Origin of the sequence: Paenibacillus apii (genome assembly GCF_011043685.1) — a bacterium.
In the GTDB taxonomy this organism is placed as follows: Bacteria; Bacillota; Bacilli; order Paenibacillales; family Paenibacillaceae; genus Paenibacillus_AQ; species Paenibacillus_AQ sabinae.
The window spans coordinates 113,246-137,882 of sequence record NZ_JAAKGU010000004.1 but is presented as its reverse complement, the minus strand read 5'-3'; the positions used below and the strand labels follow the sequence as shown (position 1 = coordinate 137,882).

21 protein-coding genes are annotated in these 24,637 nt (G+C 53.9%); 6 read left to right on the top strand and 15 right to left on the bottom strand.

The features are described from left to right. Positions 1-27: 27 nt before the first annotated feature. The 3 genes from ytfJ to G5B47_RS10930 all read right to left on the bottom strand — a co-directional run bounded on the left by ytfJ (position 28) and on the right by G5B47_RS10930 (position 1,188). The gene (gene ytfJ / locus G5B47_RS10940; protein WP_165097795.1) at positions 28-390 is read right to left on the bottom strand and encodes a GerW family sporulation protein; all 363 of its coding nucleotides are present in this window, start codon (positions 388-390) and stop codon (positions 28-30) included. 165 nt (positions 391-555) lie between these two features. Continuing rightward, positions 556-897 carry a hypothetical protein gene (locus G5B47_RS10935; RefSeq protein WP_165097793.1) on the bottom strand — a complete coding sequence of 114 codons (342 nt, stop codon included), beginning with the start codon at positions 895-897 and terminating at the stop codon, positions 556-558. A 66-nt stretch (positions 898-963) separates the two neighbouring features. Then, positions 964-1,188 (bottom strand): hypothetical protein, encoded by a 225-nt coding sequence (locus tag G5B47_RS10930; RefSeq protein ID WP_165097579.1) that lies wholly within the window; start codon positions 1,186-1,188, stop codon positions 964-966. A 164-nt stretch (positions 1,189-1,352) separates the two neighbouring features. Here G5B47_RS10930 and G5B47_RS26020 point away from each other — a divergent pair, with 164 nt between their 5' ends. The 3 genes from G5B47_RS26020 to G5B47_RS10915 are packed head-to-tail and all read left to right on the top strand — an operon-like array spanning position 1,353 to position 6,637. After that, positions 1,353-6,086, top strand: a complete 4,734-nt coding sequence (locus G5B47_RS26020) for an HAD-IC family P-type ATPase (protein ID WP_165097792.1) — start codon at positions 1,353-1,355, stop codon at positions 6,084-6,086. A 46-nt stretch (positions 6,087-6,132) separates the two neighbouring features. Further along, positions 6,133-6,432, top strand: a complete 300-nt coding sequence (locus G5B47_RS10920) for a DUF5132 domain-containing protein (RefSeq protein WP_165097790.1) — start codon at positions 6,133-6,135, stop codon at positions 6,430-6,432. Next, on the top strand, positions 6,413-6,637 hold the full coding sequence (locus G5B47_RS10915; protein WP_165097788.1) for a hypothetical protein: 225 nt from the start codon (positions 6,413-6,415) through the stop codon (positions 6,635-6,637). The genes G5B47_RS10920 and G5B47_RS10915 overlap by 20 nt, the downstream gene beginning before the upstream one ends. A gap of 802 nt (positions 6,638-7,439) precedes the next feature. Here the strand turns inward: G5B47_RS10915 and G5B47_RS25555 are convergent. Further along, positions 7,440-7,955, bottom strand: coding sequence for a helix-turn-helix transcriptional regulator (locus tag G5B47_RS25555; RefSeq protein WP_235957140.1), 516 nt, complete (start codon positions 7,953-7,955; stop codon positions 7,440-7,442). A 77-nt stretch (positions 7,956-8,032) separates the two neighbouring features. Here G5B47_RS25555 and G5B47_RS10905 point away from each other — a divergent pair, with 77 nt between their 5' ends. Further along, positions 8,033-8,731: a DUF4386 domain-containing protein gene (locus G5B47_RS10905; protein ID WP_165097786.1), complete on the top strand. Its 699-nt coding sequence runs from the start codon at positions 8,033-8,035 to the stop codon at positions 8,729-8,731. Between the two features lie 303 nt (positions 8,732-9,034). Here the strand turns inward: G5B47_RS10905 and G5B47_RS10900 are convergent, their stop codons facing one another. The 8 genes from G5B47_RS10900 to G5B47_RS10865 all read right to left on the bottom strand — a co-directional run bounded on the left by G5B47_RS10900 (position 9,035) and on the right by G5B47_RS10865 (position 17,529). After that, positions 9,035-10,213 (bottom strand): trans-sulfuration enzyme family protein, encoded by a 1,179-nt coding sequence (locus G5B47_RS10900; RefSeq protein ID WP_165097784.1) that lies wholly within the window; start codon positions 10,211-10,213, stop codon positions 9,035-9,037. A gap of 40 nt (positions 10,214-10,253) precedes the next feature. Beyond that, on the bottom strand, positions 10,254-11,093 hold the full coding sequence (locus G5B47_RS10895; RefSeq protein ID WP_165097782.1) for a carbohydrate ABC transporter permease: 840 nt from the start codon (positions 11,091-11,093) through the stop codon (positions 10,254-10,256). Next, positions 11,094-12,005, bottom strand: coding sequence for a carbohydrate ABC transporter permease (locus tag G5B47_RS10890; protein ID WP_165097780.1), 912 nt, complete (start codon positions 12,003-12,005; stop codon positions 11,094-11,096). 71 nt (positions 12,006-12,076) lie between these two features. Next, positions 12,077-13,399, bottom strand: a complete 1,323-nt coding sequence (locus G5B47_RS10885; protein WP_328804511.1) for an ABC transporter substrate-binding protein — start codon at positions 13,397-13,399, stop codon at positions 12,077-12,079. Positions 13,400-13,773: 374 nt separating this feature from the next. Beyond that, the gene (locus tag G5B47_RS10880; RefSeq protein WP_165097777.1) at positions 13,774-14,448 is read right to left on the bottom strand and encodes a FadR/GntR family transcriptional regulator; all 675 of its coding nucleotides are present in this window, start codon (positions 14,446-14,448) and stop codon (positions 13,774-13,776) included. A 149-nt stretch (positions 14,449-14,597) separates the two neighbouring features. Next, positions 14,598-15,611, bottom strand: coding sequence for a Gfo/Idh/MocA family protein (locus G5B47_RS10875; RefSeq protein ID WP_165097775.1), 1,014 nt, complete (start codon positions 15,609-15,611; stop codon positions 14,598-14,600). 34 nt (positions 15,612-15,645) lie between these two features. Then, on the bottom strand, positions 15,646-16,659 hold the full coding sequence (locus tag G5B47_RS10870) for a Gfo/Idh/MocA family protein (RefSeq protein ID WP_165097773.1): 1,014 nt from the start codon (positions 16,657-16,659) through the stop codon (positions 15,646-15,648). Positions 16,660-16,674: 15 nt separating this feature from the next. Then, positions 16,675-17,529: a sugar phosphate isomerase/epimerase family protein gene (locus G5B47_RS10865; RefSeq protein WP_165097771.1), complete on the bottom strand. Its 855-nt coding sequence runs from the start codon at positions 17,527-17,529 to the stop codon at positions 16,675-16,677. 183 nt (positions 17,530-17,712) lie between these two features. Here G5B47_RS10865 and G5B47_RS10860 point away from each other — a divergent pair, with 183 nt between their 5' ends. Continuing rightward, positions 17,713-18,615, top strand: coding sequence for a helix-turn-helix transcriptional regulator (locus tag G5B47_RS10860; protein WP_165097769.1), 903 nt, complete (start codon positions 17,713-17,715; stop codon positions 18,613-18,615). Between the two features lie 76 nt (positions 18,616-18,691). Next, entirely contained in the window at positions 18,692-19,327 is a 636-nt protein-coding gene (locus G5B47_RS10855) for a carbohydrate-binding family 9-like protein (protein ID WP_165097767.1), read from the top strand. Positions 19,328-20,098: 771 nt separating this feature from the next. On the opposite strand, the gene G5B47_RS10850 is transcribed toward G5B47_RS10855, so the two are convergent. From G5B47_RS10850 to nagZ, 3 genes are all read right to left on the bottom strand, one after another. Further along, positions 20,099-21,337: an anaerobic sulfatase maturase gene (locus G5B47_RS10850; protein WP_235949827.1), complete on the bottom strand. Its 1,239-nt coding sequence runs from the start codon at positions 21,335-21,337 to the stop codon at positions 20,099-20,101. Positions 21,338-21,516: 179 nt separating this feature from the next. Beyond that, on the bottom strand, positions 21,517-22,704 hold the full coding sequence (locus tag G5B47_RS10845; protein WP_165097762.1) for an anhydro-N-acetylmuramic acid kinase: 1,188 nt from the start codon (positions 22,702-22,704) through the stop codon (positions 21,517-21,519). After that, positions 22,701-24,596: a beta-N-acetylhexosaminidase gene (gene nagZ, locus G5B47_RS10840; RefSeq protein ID WP_235957139.1), complete on the bottom strand. Its 1,896-nt coding sequence runs from the start codon at positions 24,594-24,596 to the stop codon at positions 22,701-22,703. The genes G5B47_RS10845 and nagZ overlap by 4 nt, the downstream gene beginning before the upstream one ends. Positions 24,597-24,637: the final 41 nt, after the last annotated feature.

Below are 24,637 nucleotides of genomic sequence, written 5' to 3'. Positions count from 1 at the left end.
AAGGGGGAAAAGATTCCTGCCCGACCACTACCGTTCTAACAAGCCTTTCAGCTTGTCGAGCAGCTGCGGGCTCAGATCGATTAAGCGGCTGTATGCATCTTTCGGGGATTCAAGGGGTACCGTCTGCACTCCGGAAGGACCTATGATGAGAAAAGCGACGGGAATAATGGACATGCCCGCTCCGATCCCTCCACCGAACGGCAGCTTTGCAGCAACCACGCTTGAGAATTCAGTGCCCCCGGTCACTAATCCAAAGTTCGTTCGGCAAATGGGGATGACGACCGTACCGTCCGGCGTCTGGATTGGCTTGCCAATGACGGTCTCTGCGTCGTTCATGCCTTTCAGATTTTGCAATGCGGTTTCGACCAATTGATGAATGTGTTCGGACATGTCGGCACCTCTTCTTTTACTTCAGTGCTAACCAGTCTGGACAATATTTTATTCCTTCAAACGGTCAAGAAGAAACGCCTGACGGCGTCCTTGAAGGACGCAAGTACGTTTCTCGTAGAAATATTTCAAAAAAAGAAGGCGGAGACGCATCTCCGCCCTTGCTTGTTACTGAACCGCCTCTTTTATCGGCTCTGCAACCTTGTTAACCAGCTGACTTCTGTTGATCATACTGCCAGCCTGTCCGCCTACAATCCGGCCCACCCTGTCGCCCAGAAAGCCGCCGAGCGTAGCTCCAACCACAGTGCCGACGCCGGGCAGAAGTGCACTTCCAAGTACGGCTCCGTACTCGACTCCAGCCATAACGCCGACAGCTCCGGTTACGTTCTCCACCGTACGTGCGGTGAACTCCTGTCTGCCAAGCTGCCCTTGCTGCAAGCTTTTCGTGTCCTGAAGCTGTGACATGCCTCCGGAAAGAAGGCCTGCCCACAGCGATCCGCCCTGGAACATAGGAAAGCCCTCCATTCATCTGAATAACCGCATCTTGCGGTCTCATCAGATTGCCCATTTTGCCTGCTAGTTATCGGCTGGATTACTGGAAATCTTCTCCTCGTTTCGTGTGGTTAGCGATTGTAGCCTGCTTTGTGCGGCCGAACCCGCATCCTTCGCCATGTCGGTCAGATCGAGCACGGTCTCCGTTCCCCTGATCGCCCATTTCCTTACGGTTTTTCTGGCCTCCGGCGAACATGCCAACAATAATGCCGCTGCGCCCAGTATTAAGCCCGCACGTGATTTTATCATAAGAACCCTCCAAAAAAAGGATTAAACATGTGAAAAGATTATCCCTCAAAATGCGGAGTTTTATGCGTGAAGATCCTTTGATTCGGCGAATAACCAGGTTTAAATTGCAAATACTACTTTGGCGAAAAAAAGCAGTAAAACCACCACCTTAAAGGAGCAATTTCATGACGATTACGGCTCATAGCAGGTTTATCCGCTTTTTGCCAGGGCGTATTCGCCTTGAATTTGCGGGTCTGCTGCATAGCAAGTCAACCGAATTGTCTTTACGTCAGGCTCTGGCGCTCCTTCCGGGTGTCACCAAAGCCGAAGCATCCGCGATCACCGGCCGGATTCTCGTATTCTATGACGAACGGCAAACGTCCGGGCGCCAGCTGCTGCAGCAATTGGAGCGGCTCGAGAGCAAGTATAAAGGCTCTGGAGAAGATAAACCGGTTATACAAGCTTCCCGGGAGGCGCCTGTTCATGAAACTGCAGATCAGGAGGCCTGCGCCGAAGCGGCCGTTTCTGCGGAATCGCCAGAGCTGCCGCTGAAGACTTCGGTACATGGAGGCTCCATGCCGTTTTCACATGCCACCCAGGGGGCGCCGGGAACTGATTCGGCCCCAGTCTATCCGAGGTCTACTTCGCCTCCAGGCGTCCCTCTTCCGCTCGCGATTGCAATGGGCGGACTGCTGGTGCTTGGAACGAAGCAACTGTTTTTCGGCAAGTCCGCATGGGCTGGCAGTCCGGTTCCCTTCTACATGTCCGGGGCGGTTGCCGCCGTTACCGGTTACCCTTTTCTGCGAAGGGGCTTTAACCGCCTTACCGAACAGGGGAAGCTGAACCCTGATCTGATTCTCGGGACCGCTGCGCTGGGACTTGCGCTCGTCCGGGAAAATCTCGTCGTGCTGGGCGCATTGAGTATTCTTCAATATGTAAATTGGAAACGCAGCCGGATCGGGCTGGACGATATGGATACCCCGCCGCTCTCTCCCGAAATCCGGGCTTACAGCGAGCGCGCAGGACGCTTGGGGCTTGCCGCCGCAGCGGGCACCTGGCTCTTTACCCGCAGCCCTATGCGGGCCATTGCCGTACTGCTTGCCGCCAATCCGCGGGCGGCGACCATTCCGGTAAAGACGGCTTGGCAGCAGGCGGAGCTTTACTCCAAAGAAGCGCAGGCCGGCCTCCCGAATGGAGAATCGGCAGCGCATCTGGCACAGACCGGCACGCTGCTGCTGGAAGACACCTCTCTGCTGATGCAGACGAAGATTCAGGAGACGGAATGTGTATCGCATGAGGAAGACCCGGACAAAATCATTTGTCTGACAGCGGGTCTGATGAAAAAAACAGCCCATCCGTGGAGAGAAGATGTGCTGCACAAGGCAAAGCTGACATGCCGTACCCTGCGAACGGCGTTTCACGTCGCCGAAGAAGAGGACGGATTTAGCGGCCTGATCAGCAATACATCTTATTGTGTGGGAAATCTTAGCTTTTGCAAGCGGCATGAAGTGGCCTTCGAGCAGTATTACCTGGAGGCTAAACGCATTGAAAGCAAAGGCTGCGAGGTGCTGTTCCTGGCGAAAAAAACCGGTGGGAACTGGATAGCCCAGGGACTGGTCTACCGTGGTCAGCAGATCGACTCCGGGCGGACGACCCTGCTCTCGCGGGCGCGGCAGCAGGGCATGCAGATATCCGTGCTGGAGGATACCCCCGGCATCGGCCGGGATGCGATCACCCGCCTCGGCCTGCATACGGATTGGCTGAGCACTCCGATCCATGAAGCGGCGGAGCGCATCGCCAAGCTTCATGAACAAGGGAACCGGGTGCTCCTCGTAAGCGAATCACCCGGCGAATACAGCCGCTATTTGATGGAAGCAGGCGTTCCCGGTGTGGCGTTCGATCAGCTTGATCAGGTGCTGGGCGCCAAACAATCCGCACAAAAGCTGGAAAATACGATAAATCAACACTACCAAATCACGAAGAAATGGAATGTACTCGGAGCTCTGCTGGCCGCCTTTGGCGTGCTGAGCGCCCCGCTTGCCAATTTAACCAATGACGCCCTGTCGCTGATCTTTCTTTCCCGCACGCAAAAGCTGGCGCAGCAAGCATTTCCCGCTGACACCGCCAGTGCCGCCGGGGCTCACAACGAGGTGGCAGCGGCGGCAGAAGCGGCCGTGTGGCACGGGATGCCATGGGAGTCAGTCACGGAGCAGCTTCGGGTTAACGTGCAGCGCGGCTTAACGGCTGCTCAAGTGAACGATTTGCGCAGCCGTCACGGAATCAACCGGCTTGCCGAAAAGGAACAGACCCCCTGGATCGTATCGTACGCCAGCCAGTTCAAAGAATTTACGACGCTGATTTTGCTGGGCACTTCAGTGCTTGCCCTGTTCACGGGCGGATTGTTCGACGGCCTTGCCATGGGCGCCGTGCTGCTCGCCAACGCGGCGATCGGCACGTTCCAGGAGCGGAAAGCCGAGCGGATTGTCGAAAGCTTGAACCAGTTTCAGCCTCCGGTCAGCAAGGTCATCCGTGACGGTGCGGAACAAAATATCGACGCCACCGACCTCGTGCCGGGCGACATCGTCTGTCTGGAGCCCGGCGACCGGGTGCCGGCCGATATTCGCCTGATTCGCGCCTGGAACCTGGAGGTTAACGAATCCGCGTTAACCGGGGAATCCGTGCCTGTCGCCAAGCAGGAGACCGAGGCCGAAGGAGACTGCCCGCTGTCCGAGCGGAGCTGCATGTTGTATATGGGCACCGATATCTCCCGGGGCAAAGCTTTGGGCGTCGTTGTCCAGACCGGCATGAATACGGAATTCGGCCACCTGATGTCGATGCTCAAAACGAATGAGAAGACAGCCACGCCGCTTCAGGAAAAGGTTACGTCCATCAGTAAAAAGTTCGTCAAATGGGCGTTTATCGCCGGAAGCGTCGTATTTGTGTCCGGACTTCTGCGCGGCGTTCCGATTCCCGAGCTGGTAAGCACCTCGATCACTCTCATCGCCTCGGCGATTCCCGAAGGGCTCCCGGTTACGATTACGATCGCGCTGAGCGCGGGCATCTTCCGCATGTCCAGAAAAAACGCGCTCGTCCGCAAGCTGTCGGCGCTTGAGACACTGGGCCATGCAACGATCATCTGTACGGACAAGACCGGCACGCTGACGAAAAATGAAATGACAGTCAAGCAAGTTGCCGCCGTCGGCCATGCCTGGGAGGTATCCGGCAGCGGATATGACCCCGCGGGCGGTTTCCGTGGAATAAACCGGACAGACGTCGGGTCAGGCCAGCCGGATTTAGCGGCCAATGAAAGCACCTCCGCTCAGCCGGAGCTGCAGCGAATCCTGCAGATTGCCTGCTTGTGCAATAACAGCAAGCTGATCAAGGAAGGCTCGGGCTGGTCGATACAGGGAGACCCGACCGAGGGCGCGCTGCTGGCAATGGCTCATAAAGGCGGGGTCAAGCCGGAGCAGCTAACCCACTGGCACCGCGGCGCGGAGGTGCCTTTTGATTCCGGGACGGGAAAAATGAGCGTGGTATGCAAGGACACTTCGTCCGGGCAAGCCTGTTATATTTTCTCCAAGGGATCTGTGGAATCGATCCTCCGCCGCTGCAGCAGGTACCAGCAGAACGGCGAAGTACACCCGCTCACCATGGAGCTGCGGGCGGACATCCTGAAGGAAAGCGAACGGCTCGCTTCCGGCGCGCTGCGGGTGCTCGGCTTCGCCTACCGTGCGCTGGAAGCGGAGGAGCATGAGCAGCAGGAAGACCTTGACGAGCGAGAGATGATCTATGTCGGCATGGCCGGCATGATCGACCCGCCGAAGGCCGATGTGCGGCAAAGCATTGAAGAAGCGCTCTCCCTCGGCGTGAAGCCGGTCATGATTACCGGGGATCACCCGATTACGGCGATTGCCATTGCCGAGCAAATCGGCATTACGGGCGGCAACCGGCCGGGTCAGGTCCTCACCGGTCACGAACTGGACCGCATGAGCGACGAGGAGCTGGAGCAGTCGGTCGATCAGGTATCCATCTTTGCCCGTATGACGCCGGAGCATAAGCTGCGCATCGTCAGCCTGCTGCGCAAGAAAGGGCATATCGTCGCCATGACCGGGGACGGCGTGAATGACAGCCCGGCGATCAAGCGGGCGGATGTCGGGATCGCAATGGGCCGGGCCGGTACGGAGGTCAGCAAAGCAACCGCCGATATCGTGCTGAAGGAAGACCACTTCGGCTCCATCGTAGAGGGGGTCAAGGAAGGCCGTACCATTATCGGCAATATCCGCAAGGCGCTGGGCTGTCTGCTCACCGGCAATCTCGCGGAAATTCTCGTTACAAGCACTGCGGTGATACTCGGTATGCCGATTCCGCTTGTGCCTATTCAAATTTTGCTGATGAACATGCTGACAGACGCGCTCCCGGCCATGGTTCTGGCCGTCAACCCGGGCAGCAAAGCCAAGCGGACGAAACGGGCGAATATCGTGGACAAACCGCTGTACCGCAAGGTTATTACGCGCGGAGTGCTGCTTGGCGCGGGATCGCTCGGTCTGTTCGGCCTGGCTCTGGCCTCCGGTCAGCCCGTGGCTGTGGCGCAAAGCGTCGCTTTCGCGACACTGGTGGCCGGCCAGCTGATCCAGACGTTCTCCTGGCGCCAGGAGGACACCGAGCAAAAGGTGGGCGATTGGAGCAAAGACCGCTTCCTCGTCGGCGCGTTGAGCATTTCCTGGCTCGCCCTGCTGGGTGCACTGTATGTGCCTCCGCTCAACCAGTTTTTCCATACCGCGCCCATTCCTCTGCATCTCTGGGGGCCGATTCTGCTTGTCGCCGGCTCGATTTCCTGGCTTTCGAGACCGATTCTGTCCCTGCTCGAAGGAAAGGAACAGACGACGGGAACGGCGGTCCCTGTCTATTCCGCAGCCTAGCTGCGGGATAGTCTTTTTATATCCACTTTAGGGAGGTTATCCGAACATGCTGGAACGAAACACAAACAGACTTATCGTGGGCACCGCGCTCGCTTTTGCCGCCTCCACGCTTTGGCCGATTGTGAAAAATACCTTGAAGCCGCTCACAGAAACCGGAGTGCAGGGCGCCACATTCCTGACGGATCGAATTCAATACGCCGTACAGATCGCCCGCGATGAAATGGAAGACATTGTCGCCGAAGCCCAGTTCGAACGGATGCGAAAGCGGCTGGATCAGGAGATTTCCGCGGAATCCTCTTCAGCCGGAGAGACAGGAGGCACACTGCATGCAGAACCTGACCATTGATCAGCATCTTCAGGAAGCGCTCGCGCATTTGGAGGAAGCCATCAATCAAAGCATGCATAGCGTGGCGGACAATCAAGCCTCCAGCAAGGAGATCGGCGGGAAGTGGGAGCATTTTTTAGGCCAGTTTTACGGCATGGTCAAGGATAAGGGGAAAAAGTCACGGGTCAACCTGCTCAGCTGGATCTCTTTTGCCAAAATTCGTTGATGTACCGTCCTGTTGTATTCCGCCATCCAGCGTTATTACATGTTTCGTTAAAACCCGCGGTATATAATCCTCTTTAAGCCGGCAAATCACTTTGCCGGCTTTTTTGCAGCCTTGGCAAAACTAACTCTGAAATAGTAAGCAGCCTAATCCGCTGATTTAGTGATCAAATCATAGACCCTTTTCAAGTTTATCTTAAAATATGTAGTAAAGTACCAGTCTTGAACCGTACCATAAGTAACAGCGAGGTCGAGTGGTACCGCTATTCACTAAAAGAAAATAGGTCACATCGTTGATGAATATGCATCTCAGGTAGAGGTGCTTTTTTAATTACAGCAAGATTTGGAAAGTGCATTTTATGCCATGATGTTATCTTATGTTCATCAAATTATTACTGAAACGGAATGGAGGCACATAAAGAAGATTATGATTACCATATGGCGATATTAATAATCTGAGTCAATCGTTAGTTTTTTGATAGGTGCGTAGATGTGGTAGGCCGAATCAAGATTATGGATGTCATCAAAAAATTGAATAAGTTCGATGTGAGAATCGTCAGCTTCCTACCTGGAAATCTTCAAAAATCTTGCATAATCAGTTATGAAAACATCACCTATATCAAGGAGATCACCAAAATATTTAAACTTGGCACAGAAGAGCTGCGGTACATCAACGGTAAAATAAAAAGGTTTCTCTATTTGAATATCATTTGGAATCCCGAACAAGACCTTGAAGCGGGTTGAGTTAGGTTGGCAATTCGAATAAATGACATAACATGAGCCAGTTACTGTTTCATCAATGTCATTTAACAGCTTGTTTTGTTTGAATGAGACCGAATCTTCGTTTTGTAATCATCAGTTGCCAAGTCAACTTCAAAGGCTATGCCGCTCAACCGGATTGATTTAAGCTCCGTTAGAGTAAAATCGGTGACAATATCACCATTGATGTTTTTAATGGGTCTTTTAACGACAGATGGCACTGGACTTTGAAGTATGTTCAAATTTTTTACTCTCAGAGAGCTTGGAGCAATACCGTATTGGCGTTTGAAAGCGCGGTTGAAAGAGGATTGTGTTCCAAAGTTTAGCATGTAGGCTATATCTGTTAGTGGTAAATGATCGGTTTGAATGAATGGTAGTGATGCGTTCAATCTTCTGGATAGTATGTAGTTGTTTAAAGAACAACCCATCATGGCAGAAAAAAGTCTGTGAAAGTAATATTTGGACATGTTAAAGGTATTAGCCACAGACTCTAGTGTTAAAGACTGGTCTAAATTGTTCTCAATATAGATTAAAGAACTCTCTATAACTTCATAATGGTCCATAATAACCCCCAATCATTTTTTTCAGAATATTCTATGATTATTATTACAATGGTGATCAGCCAAAGGAGGTTAGGTTAATGACGCAAGACAGAATAAATGGGATCATAATCGGCATTTTTTATATTGTAGCTGCGGTCACATCAGTCATCGCTGTTATCTTATATGAGCCGGTATTGTCAGAACAATGGTATATGTCCGTGGCAAATGGATTTAAAACAAAGGTTTTGCTCGGTGTCATTAACGATCTCTTGCTCGTTCTGACAGCAGTAGGTACAGCGGTTATGCTGTTTCCTTATCTCCGTCGTTGGAATGAACAACTAGCACTAGGACATCTATGCTTTCGATTTATGGAAGCTGTTCTTATTGCAATAGGTGTGGTGAGTATATTAGGTTTATTGCAGCTTAGTATACATTATGAAGCAAACAGCTTAGCAAGTGAAGAAAATCTTCACGAGATCGGTTACATGCTGCAAGCTTTCCATCGTTGGACATCGATGTTAGGTCCCAATTTTATGCTGGGTATCAATACGGCATTGTATAGCTATTTGCTTTTTAAAACAGGTTTGGTGCCAAGACCGTTAGCGCTGTTTGGTATGATTACAGCTGTACTCGTATTCATAGCCGGTCTATTAGAAATGTTCGGTATCGTAGAACCTCTCTCTGCAGCAAAAGGACTTATTGCTCTACCTGTGGGCGTTTATGAATTGAGTTTGGCAGTCTGGTTGATTGTGAAGGGATTTCACAAGCAAAACCTCGAAAAACTAAAAGCGTGTTAGATTGTTTGCCCTATTAAACAAATAGAGATAGATTAATAAAAGAGAAGTATATCCGAAGAAACCACTCCATTGTCAAAGGAGTGGCTTTGTCTTTATATACTGATGTAAATTTCATGTTCAAAATGTACTTTGTGCTTGGATACATTACGGTGAACCGTATCATTAATCAAGAGCTCTTGATTGCGCTATCCTGCCATTTCAACAAATATTAAAGGACGCTCCCGCTTCTTCGCTTGGGCTGCGTCCTTTATACACTAAGAAAATACTTTATTTTTCCAAGACACCTGCTGGAGGGCTATGTATTCAGGTCACCTTCTCAAAAGCCTGCTTAATATCCTCAATCAGCAGCTGCGGATCTTCCAATCCGATATATAACCGGACGACCGGGCCGGATGCCGATTCATAGCCTTCAGGAAGAGCTGGAACGGTCACAAGGCTTTCGTAGCCGCCCCAGCTTACGCCGATCCGGAAATATTCCAGATGGTCTGCCCAACGCTTGATCACATCGACCGGCAGGTCCGTCTCAAACGCGAACAGGCTGCTGTAACCGGACATCTGCTCCTTGCCCAGCTCATATTGCGGATGCGAAGGCAGGCCCGGATGATGGACCTTGAGGACATGCGGGAGCTGTTCCATTGCTTCGGCCACCCGCAGGCCATTCTTCTCGAACCGCTCCATGCGAAGCGGCAGCGTGCGCAGTCCGCGCATGGTCAAGGAAGCGGTATGCGGGGTCATCACTCCGCCGAGCAGCAAGTACTCGCTCTCGTTGATCCGCCCGATCAGCTCCTTCGAGCCGATGGCCACACCGCCGACGGAATCGCTGTGCCCGCCGATAAACTTGCTGGTCGAATGGAGGACCAGATCGACGCCCAGCGCGAACGGATTCTGAAAGCAAGGCGTCGCCCACGTATTGTCGATGTAGGTCAGCGCCCCGGCGCTCTTGGCCAGCTCCGTGCAAGCCTTCAGATCCTGAAGCTGAAACAGCAGGCTGGTCGGGCTTTCCAGGTAAAACAGTTTGGTGTTCGCGCGAACGGCGGACCGGACAGCGTCCAGGGAAGTACCGTCGGCAAAGGTGTGTTCCACACCGAATTTGGGCAGAAAATTCTCCAGCAGCTTGCGGGTCGGACCGTACACCTGGCTGACGCACACGATGTGATCTCCCGTGCGGACAGCAGCCAGGATGGCTGTCGAGATGGCGGCCATGCCTGAGGCGAAGCAGCGGGCTTTCTCTCCGCCTTGCAGCTCGGCGAGCCTCTGCTCCAGCTGTTGAACGGTCGGATTATTGCCCCTCGAATACATCGGCCGGTCCGGCTCCTCCGCCGCCGCATGGTCGAATTCCGCATGCGTGGCAAAGCTGAACAGGCTTGTCTGGTATTGCGGCACCGTTACGGAGCCTTGGTGACGCTCGTCATGCTTGTCATGAACGACAACGGTTTGCGGATCGGGTGTCCGGCCGGCCGCTATTTTTTCTGTTTCCGACATCACTCGTCATATCCTTTCTCATCTAAGTATCCACAGATCCCTAACCTTTCACAGCGCCGTCCGTCAGGCCTTGTACAATCAACCGCTGGCAAAGGGCAAACAGGATCATGGTAGGAATGACGGACAGAACCGTCGCAGCCGACATGGCCCCCCAGTCAATATCAAACTTGGTAATGAAGGAGTTCATAGCAACGGGGATCGTCTTTGCCTCCTCGCGGTCGATGAACATAATGGCCAGGAACAGCTCGTTCCAGTTCTGCACGAAGGCAAAAATAAACGTCGCCGAAATCCCCGGCTTCATCACCGGAAGGATAATGCGGATCAATCCGCCCAATCGGGAGCATCCGTCAATCATCGCCGCTTCCTCCAGGCTGGAAGGAATCCGCTGAAAGAATCCTTTTAGCATTAGCGTACAGAACGGGATGAGCAGCACGGAATACATCAGGACAAGGGACCCCTGCTTGTTAAGCAGGTTCAATTGAGACATGATGCTATAAAGTGGACCAAATCCGATGAACATCGGAATCATTTGCGTAAGGAAGAAACCGCTCATAATCTGCCGGCTGCCCCGGAACGTAAAGCGCGCCAGCACATAGCTGCTCAATATGGAAATAACAATGACGATAAACGCCGACAAGAGCGAAACGAGCAGGCTGTTGCCGATGTACACATGGAATTTTGAAATCGCGAAGATGTTGGCATAGTTCTCAAACGAAATCTTCTCCGGCAGATACTCCAGCGGAAACTGGAAGATATCATTCTTCGGCTTCAGCGAAGTAAGAATCATCCAATATAAAGGAAAGATCATGAATAACAGCCAGATCCCGAGTATGATCACTTTGGCGCTTAAATTAACCTTTCTTACAACCTTCCGTTTCATCTAAAAATCACCCGCCTTACTCGCTTTCGTAGCAAAAAGATAGAATAGGGTGTACAGCAGCAGCAGCACGATCGAAATGACCCCGACTGCGCCTGCCAGGCCGTAATCCCCGCCGAATACGATTTTATCCAGCATGAACGTGGACAGAATATGCGTCGAATTGGCCGGTCCGCCGTTCGTCATCGCATAGATAATATCCGGGAAATTGAAAATCCAGATGACCCGCAGCGCCGTGGTCGTAATGATCGTCGGCAGGATGTAGGGAATAATGACGTGCAGCATCTTCTGAAGTCCGTTCGCGCCGTCCATATCAGCAGCCTCGAACAATTCTTCGGGAATGGACTGCATCGCAGCCGTAAGCATGATGGCGAAAAAAGCAACCCCGTACCAAATATTCGCCACGATAACCGAGAACATCGCCCATTTCGGGTCGGACAGAAATCCGATGCGCTCCGAGATCAGCCCCGTTTTGAGCAGCAGATCATTAATGACGCCGATTTGGCCGTTGAACATCCAGCGCCAGATAATCCCGATCAGGAAGCCGGACATCGCCCAGGAATAGTAAATCAAGCCTTGATAAACGCCTCTACCCGGGAATTTCCGGTACAAGAGAAGTGATAGCAGGAATCCGATGGCGAACTGCAGGATCAGGGAGATGAACACCCAGAGCCCCGTATTTTTCAGAATGGTCGGCAGGTTCGGGTCCTGGAGCACCGTTCTGAAATTGTCAAAGCCGATAAACCGGATGTCGTTCAAATTAAAAAGCGAGTAGTTCTGAAACGCCATCACGATCCCTTTGAGTATCGGAAAATATGTAAGCACAAGCACCGGTATAAGCGCGGGCAGCAGACAGAACAGGATAAAAGCGGCGGTGCGGTTCAGGCGAGGTTTGCGGACGCCAGTGTTGTTCATTAGGACAGGAACCTCCTCTTAAAACAAACATATGGGCGGCAGCACCCGTACCCATATGTTTGAATGAATATTTACTTGCCTTGCTTCTTCTGGTCGAGCCAGTATGCGTCCCATTTCTTCAGGGCGTCGTCCACGGACAGCTTGCCGAAAATGATCGCTTGCGTATCCTGCTGGATGATCGAGCGCCATTCGCCGAAGCCTTTGTAGTCCGTTTCGGGCTTAACCGGAATATAGTGGGCGGCATCTGCGTTCATATCCATGTAAGGCTTGTAGTAGCCGGTCTTGTAGAACTCGTTCTCCGAGGCGGTGGTGTGCACGGGAATCAGACCGATTTTTTGGGTGAAGAACTCATTCTGTTCCGGGCTGGACAGGAACTCGATCAATTTCCAGGCTTCGTCCTTATGCTCGGAATGAGCGGCCATCCCCCATCCGGCTGCGCCGACTTTGTAGTGGGTTACGCCCGACGGGCCTGCCGGAATAGCGGCCGTGCTCCAGGTGCCTTCGCCCATTTTTTGCTTGACGACGTCGATGACATCCGGGTCTTGAATCAGCATGCCGGTAACGCCGGCCTCAAAGCCTTCAACCATTTCCGCGAATCCCCAGTTCACCGAATCTTTCGGAGAGCCGTCTTTGTAAATATTCAGGTGGTTCTCCAGCGCCTGCTTGGCTTCCGGAGTACTGAAAATGGTGCTGCCGTTCTTCAGGAACATCGCGTCATCAGGGTTAGTGTTCGTTCCATTGTAGTCGCGGATCATGTCGACGATGTAGCTGTCGGCGCCTTTGCCTCCGCGGAAGGAGTAGCCGTAGCGGTTCTTGGACGGATCGGTGATCGCCTTCGCCGCTGCATACAGGTCTTCCCACGTCTTGGGCGCTTCCAGACCTTTTTCCTTGAACCAGTCGGTGCGGTAGAACAAAATCTTCTCATACAGGCCATAAGGTATGTAGTACGGCTTGTTCTCGATATAATTGGCGGACATTTGTGCGCTGGCGTTCAGCGTGCCGTAACCGGACCACTTGGACGTGTAGGCCGACAAGTCGGTAATCCAGTTGTTCGTTACAAATTGCTTGACCGTTGAGTCTCTGACTTCCAGCACATCGATATCCGCTTTGGACGACAGCATTTGCGCAATCTTCGTATCGGCGCTGTCCAGCGGCGGGGAGATCAGTTCCACATCAATTCCCGGATTGGCCTCTTCAAATTTGCTCACCATTTGTTTGAGAACTTCCGTTCGGGCCGGGCTGGTCAAGCTTTCGATCATCCGGATCTTCACCGGTTCCGTAGAGCCGCTTCCCGCAGCTCCTTCGCTGCTTGTCCCGCTCCCGCATGCTGTTAACGAGCTGAGTGCTGTTACGAGCAATAAAGTTGATGCGAACCATTTTTTACCGATTCTCACAAAAATCCCCCTCATTCAGAAAAAATATTATTATAAAAGGTCCATAGTCCCTTCATAATTCTCATTCATGCCGCATCCAGGTCTCCATACTGTCATGCTGTCATACAGGTTGAGACGCAGGCTCCTGCTCACCCTCTCTTCAGGGGATCAGCTGGAGGAAATATCTGGCTGCCAGTAATGCTGTAAACCTATCTGACAGGTTGGAGCCTGAGAATTTCATTCTTTTTGCCAAAGACCTTCGGTTCATGTCATGTTACATGCCACTGATGTTGAATTTTGAATCATTGTTCCAAGGATTGAACAAAGTTTTAGTTAAATTCTTAATGAATCTTAACACCCCATTTCCCTTGTGTCAATCCTTATGTCAGAAAAGTTCACTCCACTTCGGTGATGGCTTTTACCATAACGTCCATCATTTTGTTGAATTCTACTCTCGCCTTCTCCGGGTTCTTCTCCTCGATCGCTTCAACGACAGATTTGTGAAAAGGATAGCTGTCATAGAAAAAGTCCTTGTTGCCAAACGGCGCCCGCCAAAACTCGACAAACGTATTCCAGATCGATCCGATGATTTCCTGCAGAATGACGTTGCCCGAAGCCCGGTAAATCGCCTGGTGAAACTTCATATCCGCAATTGAGCTTTCCGCTCCGGTCGTCTTGCCGATCAGCTCGTAATAGTACCACATCTCGTCCACATGCTCTTGACTGGCCCGTACCGCCGCCAGCTCCACAGCAATTCCCTCGAGGCCTCTGCGGACGTCGCACAGCTGAAGAAGCGCGGATTTCTCATCCTCCACTGTAAATTTCGTCGACAATTGATACAAGGACGGCTCCTTGACGAATATGCCTTTGCCGTTAAGGACTTCAATGATATCCAAAGCCTCCAGGTAACGGATCGCTTCACGGATCGAGGAACGGCCGACGCCAAGATTTTCCATGATTTGCTCTACGGAGGGCAGCTTGTCTCCTTTCTTCAAATTGTTCTGCTGAATATAATCCTTGATTTCCTTCGAGACCATTTCGTGCGTCTGAACTTTCTTGATCTTCTTCATTCGGCTTCCCCTTCGGACCTATATTTGCACTTATTCTACCTGAAAATGATAGCATGATGAATAATAAGTTACAAATATAGACTATTGCACAAATAACCGAGCTTTGCACGCAGCAAGACTCGGTTATTTGTCCGGACGGATTCCGCCGCTTAGACGAGCTTCACCCATTCTCCCTGGGCATCGGCCGAGCGGATTTCCGCTTCCACGACTTCCAGCGATTCCGCCGCGCTCTCAGGCGTACAGATGTCAACGGGCTTGTCATGGATGACCGCATCCAGAAAATAGTCCAGCTCCCGGTAATAGCCGGCTTCAGAGGAGATTTCCGGGGTAAAGCCCGGGGCGTCATTCGGATTCACCTTGACCGTGCTTCCGTCAAACACCACACTTCCCCCTTCAAAATTGGCCCGGTAGCCCATGTAAAAGCCGAAATCGCCCTCCAGCGTCCAGTCTACCTGGGAGTTGATGACTTTCCCGTCTTTATAATAATAATGCGTGGAGGCAATATCGTAGCCGCTTCCCGGAAGCACATTGCGTCCGAGCGTCGATACCTTCTCCGGTTTGCCGAACAGATAGTTGATCATATCGGTATCGTGAATATGCATGTCCATAATGCAGCCGCCGCTCAGCTTCTCATCGAGGAACCAGTCCTTCGGAGCCCCGGAGCCGCGATAGAAATAGCCCTCCGTCGCCTGGCCGAACTTGCCGCTGTCCACAACTTCCTTCAAATACTCATAGCCCGGCCAGAACCGGAGGCACTGCCCGATCATGAGCTTCTTCCCGCTGCGCTTAGCCGTCTCGACCATCTTCCGCGCGTCCGCCGAATGCCTTGCCATCGGCTTCTCGCAGAATACATGGATGCCGCGCTCCAGCAGCGAGCAGGCCATTTCGGCATGCAGATACGTGGGAGCCGCAATATCAATGACATCCAGCTGCTCGTTCGCCAGCATGTCCTCAAGATCGGTGTAGAGATGGTAAGCGGACAAATCGTACACTTCCCGGGCCGTGCTCATATTCCCGTCCGCTTTTCCGTTCTTTAATTCTTCAATCCGCGGATCGCAGATCGCCACGAGCGAGACAGGGCGGCCTTCCTCCATTAGCCGGACGTAATTGTCAAAGTGCATCCGGCCCATAAAGCCGAAACCGACCAATCCTATTTTCAACATGCCAATAATCGCCTCCCGCTAATGTGTTGTCGCTTTAGAACAGTGTTACCCATACCCCTTCATTCCGGGCGGATTCTATTTCAGCTTCAATGATTTCAATAGACAGAGCCGTACTTTCCGGCGCGCACACGCTGACCGGCTTATCCTGGAGAATCGCGTTCAGGAAATAGATCAGCTCAAGGTAGTAGCCCGTATGCGGAGAAAGATAGGCCGTGAAGCCGGGCTGGCTGTTCGGATTGACTTTGACTTTACTGCCGTCGAACACAAGATTTCCCCGCTCAAAATTGACCCGGTAGCCCATGTAAAAGCCGAAATCTCCTTCCAGCGTCCAGTCCGCCTGCGCGTTGATGACTTTTCCATCCTTATAGTGATAATGGGAGGACACGATATCGTAGCCGCTCCCCGGTACGACATTGCGTCCGAGCGAGGAAACCTTGCCCGGCTTCCCGAACAGATACTGAATCATATCGGTGTCATGGACATGCATATCCATCATGCAGCCGCCGCTCAGTTCGTCATTTACGAGCCAGCCCTTCGGCGCGCCGGAGCCCCGGTAGAAATAGCCTGCCGTAACCTGGCCGAATTCACCGCTGTCTATTTTCCCCTTCAAATATTCGTAAGCCGGCCAGAACCGGAGGCAATGTCCGATCATCAGCTTCTTCCCTGTCCGCGCCGCCGTTTCCGCCATCTTCACCGCCTCCGCCGAATGCCGGGCCATCGGCTTCTCGCAGAACACATGGTAGCCCCGTTCCAGCAGGGAACAAGCCATTTCGGCATGCAGATACGTTGGGACCGCCAGACTGACGACATCCAGCTGCTCGTTAGCCAGCATTTCCTCCAAATCCCGATATAGATGATAGGCGGACAAATCGTAGACCTCATGGGCCGTGTTCATATTTCCGCCTGCCTTCTGGCCCTTCAGTTCTTCGATCCGCGGGTCGCAGATTGCCGTCAGAGCGATCGGGTAGCCGTCTTCATTCAGCTTGACGTATTGGTCAAAGTTCATCCGGCCCATGAAACCGAATCCTACCAGTCCTACTTTAAGCATTTCTCTCACTCCCGCTTAGGCTTTGTAATCCGTCCGGCCCAAAATGGCGTCCATGGACGCTGAAGTGTTGAAAATAATCTGCTCCGTGTAATGCTTGTAAGCAGGGATCATCTCGCCTGTGACATAACCGTCGTAGCCGATCTCCTTAAGGGCGCTGACGACAGCGGGATAATCCACATCTCCGGCGAGCAGGTCCACAAAGCCGTGCAGGCCTCCCGCTTCCCGGCGGTAATCCTTGAAATGCACCTTCTTGATCCGGTCGCCCAGAATCCGCACCCACTGCTCCGGATAGCCGGAATGAACGATATTCCCCACATCGAGGTACGAGCCGACGAAGCGGGAGCCAACGGCGTCAATGAAACCGCGCATTTCAAGCGGGGACAGCAGGAATTTGTTCCATACATTCTCGATGCCGATGGATACACCCAGCCGCTCGGCCTCCGGCGCCAGCTTGCCAATCGACTCCAGCGCTCTGTCGTAGGCTTTGTCGTAGGAGACAACCTCGGAGCCCGGGATGAAATCGACGCCTACCGCGCCTGGAATGACCAGAATCGTATCCGCTCCAAGAACGGCTGCGAGCTCCAGCTGCTTTTTGCAGACATCCATCGCCTTGGTGCGGTTCGCCTCCGATTCGCTCGTCATCGCATAGGACCAATACAGTCCCGTTGCCAGTCCGGCGATTTCCAGACCCGCCTCGGCGATCGAATCGCGCAGCTCGCGGGCTTCCTTCTCGGTCGTTTGCAGACCCATTTCACCGGACTCGTTCAGTGACAATTCAATGCCGTCAAAGCCTGCCGCTTTGGCCAGCCGCACGCACTCCTTGATCGGCGTCCCTTCGCTAAACGACCAAATGTTAATCCCTTTTTTCATTACGATCACCCTCCGGTTTTGTTATTTTCCGTTTTATAGAAATGTGGCTGTGTTTTGCTGTTTTCCTTAGCTTTTTTATAGTATATTAGATTTGAATTTTAATTTATTTAGGGGAAAAAGATACTTTTTGCATTATTCCGGTATATATCTTTGGTTGCCCCGTTCGTTATGGGAGGCCTTGCCATGCAGGAAAATGAGATTGCCCATCCGGTTAAAAAAGAAACGCCCTTTCGCGAATGGTCGCCCGGAATCCACTACGCCCAGTTTCAAAGCCTTCAGCCCTGCAGCTTTCCCGAACGGAGGCTGTATGATTTCGAGCTGCTGTACGTACGCCAAGGGGAACTGACGACCAGGATGAACGGTGCGCTTCATTCGCTGACTCCCGGCCAGCTCATTTTTCTTGCGCCCGGCGTCTATCATCAAAATTCGATCCTGTCGTCTCCCGCGAAGCTGCTCGGCATCCATTTTGATTTCTTCGGCGAATCCCGGATCTTGCGTGAAGAAGACATGGTGGTCAATGAAGAGGAAGTGATTCCGGGTAAATTCGCCGTGGAAGCGGTGGCCGCGCCCTTTCTGCCCTTGTCCGAAGATCCGATTTATGCGCCGCCTCCAGAATGTGTCCATGCCATGGAGCAGCTCGTGCAGGAGTTTACAATGCGCCCGACCGGTTATGAGCTGGTCTGCCGGGGACTCATGCTCGGCATCCTCACTTCCCTGCTGCGCACGCAAAGCTCGCGCCGACTGGCTAAAGCTTCCGTGCATGGCGAACGGATTCGGGCGCTGATGGAGGAGATCGAACTCATGCCCGCGTCGGACTGGAACAACCGGTCGATGGCGGGCAGGATGAATCTGCATGAGGACCATTTCTCCAAGCTGTTCCGCCAGATTGCCGGGATGCCTCCGGGCGAATATCTCCGTTCCATCCGGCACCGGGAAGCGCGCAAGCTGCTTAGGGAGACCGACTGGCCCGTCGAGAAAGTAGGAGAGCAGGTTGGTTATCCGGATATCCACTATTTCAGCAGAACCTTTTCGGCCCAGGAGGGCATTTCCCCCCGCGCGTACCGCAAGCTTTCCCGGATTTTGTGAGGCTGGCGGTACGAGGACCGGATTCGAACGTTACTATATTTATTGCCGCAATTTTTTGCTGCCAAGGAGGACACAAATGATGAACCCAACCCGCTCATATTCAATTGCACACTATACAGGTCGAACCGATTGGGAGGATATTACTCCGCTTTCGGTGGACGAGTACCTCTGGCTGGACAGCGGCTATACGCCCAAAGTTGAGGTTAGGCTGTACTACACAGCTGGGCGGCTGCACATCCGTTTCAAGGTTTATGAAAAAGATCCGCTCGTTCGGTACAAGGAGCAGAATGATCCGGTCTACACGGACAGCTGCGCCGAATTTTTCATGCAGCCGCTTCCCGGCTCCGATCCCCGTTATCTTAACTTCGAATTTAACGCGGCCGCCACTATCCTGCTGCAGATCGGCGAAGGACGAGAGAACCGGACTACCCTATCGGATTCTCCGGCGATTTTTCAAATCGAAACAGCGGTTAATCGGGTCGATGAGCACAGCGGGGCGACATATTGGGAGCTGTCGTTCTCCATTCCTTTCGATTGGCTGCAGAGCCGGTTTCCCGGATTCAAGGCCGAGCCCGGCCAAGCCATCCGCGGCAACTTCTATAAATGCGGCGACGAAACGCCGGTCCCCCATTACGGGTGCTGGAACCGGGTTGATTCGGCTTCGCCGGATTACCATCAAAACGGGTTTTTTGGGGAATTAGTGTTTAAGTAATGAGAGGGGCGTGGGGAGATTGACTCCATGAAAAAGATAATAACATCAAATAATGAAATTAAAATATTAAGTGATATCACAAACCCTAATAGTGTAAAGCGATTAAAAAAATCAATATTTAGAAACTGTTTAACTAAAGGGTACCACTCACTAGTTCTGTTTAGACTGCCCGTTGTAGGGTGGCGGGTGTGCGGTAGCTAGCGATTTCCTGAAAATTTGAAGGCTTATTAGGTGAATTTTCTGTTCAATCTATGCCCGTTTTTACGGTGGCAGGGGTGTTCCTGCAAATCTGCAGGTTTATCAAGTGAATTTCGCGCAGGAAGAAGGAAAAGATGCAATTGTGCAGCTACTTGTGCTTGTGGGCCGATTAGAAGGGGATAGGAGGGGAAATGCCTGCACCTTAGCAGGAATTGAGTCTGGGTGGGAGGAGTTGGACGAAAAAAGATGTATACACGCAGGAATGTCCTTAACCACACTCACCAAACGCACCGGTCCGCAATCCACCTACCCACCGCCCCCACACACTAACCTACCAATTCACCAACCCAGCAACTCACCGGCCAATAAACCATCTACCCAACTCACCAACCAGAAATACCACATAAAGCAAGCAGTAGGGTCCAATTGTTTAGACCAGATGAAGCCATCTTTTAATAGGAAAACTCTATAAAACAACAAAAAAATCGAGGCATACAGGGCCGCGATTTTTTTGTTTAACGAGTACACTATAAGGATAGAAGTCATTAATAACAACTCAGCGTCCGAATTAAATCAAATCGTCACCACACCCAAGCAGCACTGCTTGTATTTCTTGCCACTGCCGCAGGCGCAAGGATCGTTGCGGCCAGGGAGCTTTCCTTTTAAGTAATATTTCACGTTCTGGTGGAATAGGTTGCTTCGGACACTCTCCCCAAGCTGCTTCATCCGCTCGTCGGCGTACGAATAAATCTCCTTGTAGCTGGCGCAGAAATAATCTCTACCCTTAGCCTCAAGCTCAGCTCCCCATTCCCGGTTGCGCGGGCAGCCGCCATGACAGAGACGCTTCCATTCACAGGTTCGGCAGCCTTCGGGAAGCGCAGGCTTCATCCCGAGAAAACGGGCATACAGCGGATGCGCCAGAAGCTCTTCGATCGAATGGGTCGCCACATTGCCGATTTTCCATTCCGGAGAAATGTAGAAGTCGCACGGATAAGCGTCCCCGTTCTGCTCCAGGATAATCGTGGTCGGGCACGCGGCCCGGTGAATGCACAGCTCCGCCTCACGACCGGTATAACCGGCCAGCATGTTGTCAAAAAACCGCACGGAAACCCGCGGGTTCCCTCCATTGTACCAGTAATCAAAGGCTTCGCGCAGAAACCGGCCATATTCCTGAGGCGTAATATCGTAGACGCCCGGCTTGTCCGGCTCCTGGGACCGAAAATCCATGCAAGGAATGAACTGGACGTAGCTGAAGCCTTCCTGTTCAAAGAAAGCCATAATCTCTGCCGCTTGTCCCACATTGCCTTTGTGAATCACGGACAAGATGTTGAAGTCCACGTTATGCCGCCGTAAATGCTCGATCCCCTTCATTACCCGGTGAAAGCTGCCCTGACCACGCGAGTCCACCCGCCGCGCATCATGAATAGCTTCAGGACCATCCAGGCTGACGCCGACCAGAAAATTGTATTTTTTAAAAAAAGCCGCCCAGCGGTCGTTAATCAGCGTTCCGTTCGTCTGAATGGAATTACCGATGCTCGTCCCCTTTGGCGCGTAGCGAGCCTGAAGCGACACGACCTCTTCGAAGAACTCCATACCCGCCAGCAGCGGCTCCCCTCCCTGCCAGGCAAAAGAAGCCGCTCCCCGCGACCGGGCCATATATTCTTTAATGAATTTTTCCAAAATAACGGAATCAATCCGGTTGATCTTCGGTCCCGGCTTGCCGCCGCATGTGCTGTAATAGCAGTAATCGCAGGCCAGGTTGCAGTCCTCCGAAACCGTCTTCCACATCACGCCCACATGTCTTTGTTCCATTGTTATGCCACCACAGCCCATATTTTCACCTTCCTTTTTACCTAAATCTCTCTTGTACTTACTTTATAATATCGCAGCGATATCGGCCAGTTAAAAAAATAAAACCGCTCTTAGGTTACGAAGGCAATGCGCCTCCACCACCGAAGAACGGTTTTATTTTATATGTGTTATCCGCCTCCTCAAGGCAGAGCCAGCTTTCCCAGCACCGTTGAACGGCCCGCGCCTGTGGCGGAAGGCAGATGGTTGCTGATGCCGTGCATGAAATCATTGCCCAGCAGCGCGAAAATGACCGCTTCCTTCGCATCGTCGCTGACGCCCAGCTCGCCCGAGGTCCGAACGGCCTGGCCCGGCAGAAGATGATGCAGCATCTTAAGCAGCGTGCGGTTGTGCGCGCCGCCGCCGCTGACGATTACCTCGTCGATGGCGCAGCGCGGAAAGACGAAGCGCTTGCAGCCCTCGGCGATCGTGCGCGCCGTGAAAGCGGTCGCCGTAGCGACGATGTCGCTTCCGGCAAGCCCCCGCGCCGCAGCCCGGGAGACGAATTCGGCGGCATACGCCTTGCCGAACAGCTCCCGGCCCGTCGATTTCGGCGGCGCCGCTGCGAAGTACGGATGCTCCAGCAGTTCGGCAACGAGCGCTTCGTCGGGGCTGCCCTTGGCGGCCCAGGAGCCTTCAGCGTCATAAGACAATTGACCATCCGACAGCAGATACACGGCTTGGTCAATCACCATATTGCCGGGTCCTGTGTCGAAGGCGAATACATCTTCCGGTCCGGCTGAGGGCGGCAGGGCGGTGCAGTTGCCGATGCCGCCGATATTTTGCAGCAGCCGTCCCTTGGACGGATGGCGGAACAGAATCAGGTCCCCGTACGGGGCGAGCGGCGCGCCCTGGCCGCCGACCGCCATATCGGCCGGGCGGAAATCGCCGACGACCGGCCGGCCGGTCCGCTTGGCCAGCACGGACAAGTCTCCCAATTGCAGCGTGGAGCGGACCTTATACGGATCAACGGCGTCTCCTTCGGGGATATGCCAGACCGTCTGGCCGTGCGAGCTGATCAGATCGATATCTTCCATGCTCATCCCGGCGATGCGTACGGCCTCAAGCGAAGCCTCGGCGAATTTCTCGGCAAGATAGGCGTTCATGCCGCATACGAGGTCCACCGAGGAGTGCTCGGTGGTGCACAGCTCCTTCAGCCGCTCGCGCAGCGCTTCGTCATAAGGGACGCTGTAGTAATGCAGCAGCTTCACTTTCGCCTCCAGCCCGGCGCCTTCGATCGACACAATGGCCGCGTCGATACCGTCCAGCGAGGTGCCGGACATCAGGCCGAGGACCGTCGCGCTCCGCTTGTTCCACAGCGGCCCGATCATAGCTCGATCCCCCAGCCGGCCGGATGCAGCCCGCCAAGCGATACGGGCAGGCGGCCCCGGAACGGAATGAGACCCAGCAGCGCCTTCGCCAGACTGTCCATTGCAAGCGGACGGGATTCGTAAGCTCCCGTGTACACCTGCACTTCGGGAAAGGCCAGCAGATCATAGGGATTGCGCAGGGCGGCTACCGCCAGCGGTTTCCCGAGCGCGATCAGGGATTTCACCAGCGAGATTTGAGCGGCATCGAACTGCGCGTTGTACGTGCCGACAACGAGATGCCCGTATCCCCCCGACTCCGCTTCACGGACCAGCGAATCTAGGCGGCCGGTGACTTCAGCCGGCGGAACGACAATCTCGCGGCAATCCAGGCCGTGCCGCTGAAGTGCAGAGCCCAGCCCCGGGCCTGCCGCCACCGATTCGTCGGCCTGGGTCACCGCCCCCGGCGCGATGGTGACGACGAGCGTCCGTTCCCCGCCGAGCGGAAGCATCGGAAGGCCGTGCCGCACGAGCGTCACGCTCCTTTCGCTGATTCGCCGCGCGATTTCCCGGTGCTCCGCATTGCCGAGGAGAGACAAATCCGGCGCACCGGGGCTGCCTGCCGCCGGATCTTCCATGCCGGGAAGGCCCGCGCCGGCCTCATTCTTAACCGGCGGCAAGGCGGCGGCGATGCCTTGTTCGTCCTGCGGCGCAAGTCCGCCCGGGAGGCTCTCGGGCGGCTTCCCAGCGCCCAGCACGCCGCGCCGCAGCTTCATAGCCAGCAGACGGCGAACGGATTGGTCGATGCGCTCCTCGCTTAATCTCCCATCTACCACCGCATGCTCGATTGCGCCTATGGCACCGAGCTGGCGGTCGAGGCGATGGCTGACCAGAACAAGGTCCGCACCGGCCTCAACCGCCATGACGGAAGCCTCAACCGTGCCGAAGTGCTCGGCGATCGCATTCATTTCCATGCAGTCGGTCGTAATGATGCCTTCGAACCCCAGCTCCTCGCGCAGCAGCCCGGTAAGCGCCGCCTTCGAGAGCGTTACGGGCAGCTTCCCGCTCTCGAGTGCGGGAAAATAAATATGCGCGGACATAATGGCGTCCACGCCCGCCCGCACCGCTTCCCTGAACGGCTTCAGCTCGACCTCTTCCATGCGCTTGCGGTCATGCGGCACGGTGGGCAGGTCGAGATGGGAATCCACATCGGTGTCGCCGTGCCCGGGAAAATGCTTGGCCGTCGCCGCGACACCGGCGTCCTGAAAGCCCCTGAGCGTCCGTTCACCGAACCGCGCGACCTTCTCCGGCGATTCGCCGAAGGAGCGCACGCCAATTACCGGATTGTCCGGGTTGTTGTTCACGTCCAGCACCGGCGCATAGTTCAGGTTAATCCCCATCGCGGCAAGTTCCCGGCCGCTGGCAAAGGCCGCCAAATAGGCGTCCTCCTCTGACCCGGCGGCGGCAATGGCCATTCCGCCCGGCATCAGGGCGACGCCTTCGGTAATCCGCGCGACCATTCCGCCTTCCTGGTCGATGGAAATCCAGAGCGGCGGAGTGCCGCTCTTTGCGGCGGTGTCCTGCAGCTCCGCGGTAAGCCGGGCAACCTGGGCCGGCGATTCCACATTGCGGGCGAAATAAATGACGCCGCCGATTTTGTAATCGGCGATCAGCCGCCGGAGATCTCCGTCCATGGAGGTCCCGTGGAAGCCGCAGATGACCATCTGGCCGATTTTGTCTCTGAGGCTCATTCCGGCAAGCCTGTCTTCCACTATGCCCGCTGTTTCGTCGTCCGGTACGCCCGTTCCGCCAGGCAGCGGTTTTCCCGAGCCTCCATTACCGAGCGCCCCCGAAGCGATGTCCTTGTCCACCGGAATGTTCGCCGTTATGTGTGCTTCCTCAATCTGCCGCTCCATGCTGTCACTTCTCCTTTCGTAGCTGAAACTTGCGTTAGACC